The organism is Moorena sp. (assembly GCF_982860115.1).
Genome location: NZ_CEYLVT010000330.1, coordinates 4,343 through 6,389, shown reverse-complemented (window position 1 = coordinate 6,389; position 2,047 = coordinate 4,343). Strand labels below are relative to the sequence as shown.

1 protein-coding gene and 1 pseudogene are annotated in these 2,047 nt (G+C 47.6%); one reads left to right on the top strand and one right to left on the bottom strand.

Going from position 1 to position 2,047, the window contains the following annotated elements:
* The first annotated feature begins 253 nt into the window (after window positions 1-253).
* A complete protein-coding gene (gene gap / locus AC4II3_RS30575; RefSeq protein WP_488013379.1) occupies window positions 254-1,270 on the top strand; it encodes a type I glyceraldehyde-3-phosphate dehydrogenase in 1,017 nt (338 codons plus the stop codon).
* Between the two features lie 211 nt (window positions 1,271-1,481).
* Here gap and AC4II3_RS30570 read toward each other — a convergent pair.
* A pseudogene (locus tag AC4II3_RS30570) lies at window positions 1,482-2,047 on the bottom strand (hypothetical protein); the annotation flags it as partial.

Genomic DNA, 2,047 nt, shown 5'->3' with positions numbered 1-2,047 from the left:
AATCCCTTGACCGTAGGTCACGCGGGGCGCGTTCGCCATCACGGGTCGCACCTCTGCATCGCTGGATGAGGATTATTAATTGTCTTGATGCAGTCGCTCATGGTTTGGGTTCTGTGTGCGGAACCTGCGTCCGCACCTGTCTTGATGCAGTCGCTCATGGGGGAAACCCCCAAGACCGCGCTGCCTCCCCAAGACCGCGCTGCATCGCTATCGACAAACGTAAATTTGTAAACCTCTTAAAGGAGATTTGTCCATGGCAACTGTCAAAGTGGGTATCAATGGATTTGGTCGTATCGGACGACTCGTATTTCGTGCTGCCCTCAACTACCCAGAAATCGAAGTGCTGGGCATTAATGACCTAGTTCCACCACAGACTATCGCCTATTTACTCAAATACGACTCAACCCATGGTCGTTTCAAGGGTACCGTAGAAGTTGAAGCTGATGGAATTGTGGTCAATGGCAAGAAAATCCCCTGTGTCTCAATTAAAAACCCAGAGGAGCTGCCTTGGACGAAACTCGGTGTGGAATATGTAGTAGAATCTACTGGTCTATTTACCACCTATGATGGGGCATCTAAGCATTTAGAAGCGGGAGCGAAGCGGGTGGTAATCTCTGCTCCTACTAAAAACCCTGATTTGGTTCCCACTCTGTTGATGGGTGTCAATCACGATACCTATGACCCGGCTATTGATAGTATCGTTTCCAATGCCAGTTGCACAACTAACTGTCTTGCTCCCATTGCTAAAGTGATTAATGACAATTTTGGGCTAGCGGAAGGGTTAATGACTACGGTCCATGCCATGACTGCTACCCAGCCAACGGTAGATGGTCCAAGTAAGAAAGACTTTCGGGGGGGGCGAAGTGCTGCTCAGAACATTATCCCCGCTTCTACGGGTGCGGCCAAAGCTGTAACGCTAGTGTTACCGGAACTGAAAGGTAAACTTACAGGGATGGCATTACGGGTACCAACACCGGATGTATCAGTGGTAGATTTGACCTTCAGGACTCAAAAGGCAACCAGCTACCCAGAGATTTGTGCAGCAATGAAGGCAGCGTCAGTTGGGGCGATGAAAGGAATTTTGGGCTATACAGAGGAGCCAGTGGTGTCCACCGATTTTCAAGGGGATCCTCATTCAAGCATTTTCGATGCTGGAGCGGGAATGGAACTTAATTCTAATTTCTTTAAAGTTGTCTGTTGGTACGACAATGAGTGGGGTTACTCTAACCGCATGATTGACCTGATATTATCTATGGCAGCTAAAGGTTAGGTCGCCCGTAGCAGCTAGCCCAGGGAAAGGAAAAATCAGTAACTACTTTCCCTGACTAGAAACTGGAGAAGGGGAAGAGGCAGAACAGACTCGAAGATACCCCAAGTTGGGAAAGACCAAAGTTTCTCGTATCCGGTGAAATAATAAAGCAGATGCGTTCGCGTAGCGACGCTACGCGAACGCATCTGCTGACTCGGTTTGAGTTAATGATTTATTGCTGATTAAGTAAAGGAAAGTATTTTCCTTTCCGATACTCCCAAGTTATGCCCTCGGGATCCCGAGAGCGACTCCACTGACTGAAGTTTGGGTCAGTGCGCATCCTCTTGAGTAACCTATCCCCACAACGGAAGCGATCGCAGAGCTTTTTGACACTATAGGGTTCTACTGAAATCCCCTGGGATGACCCATTAGTAGTGGGAGTAGTATCCTCTATTTCAGGTTCAAAAGTGGCTGATGATTCTTGATTAACCTGATTAAGCTGATCAACTAAAGGAAAGTATTTTCCTTGCCGATATTCCCAAGTGATGCCCTCGGGATCCCGAGAGCGACTCCACTGGCTGAAGTTTGGCTCAGTGCGCATCCTCTTGAGTAATCTATCCCCGCACCGGAAGCGATCGCACATCTGTTTGACACTGTAGGGTTTTAGTAAAAAACCCTGGGATGACCCATTAGTAGTGGGAGTAGTATCCTCGATCTCAGGTTCAAAGGTGTCTGATGATTCTTGATTAACCTGATTAAGCTGATCAACTAAAGGAAAATATTTTCCTTGCCGATACT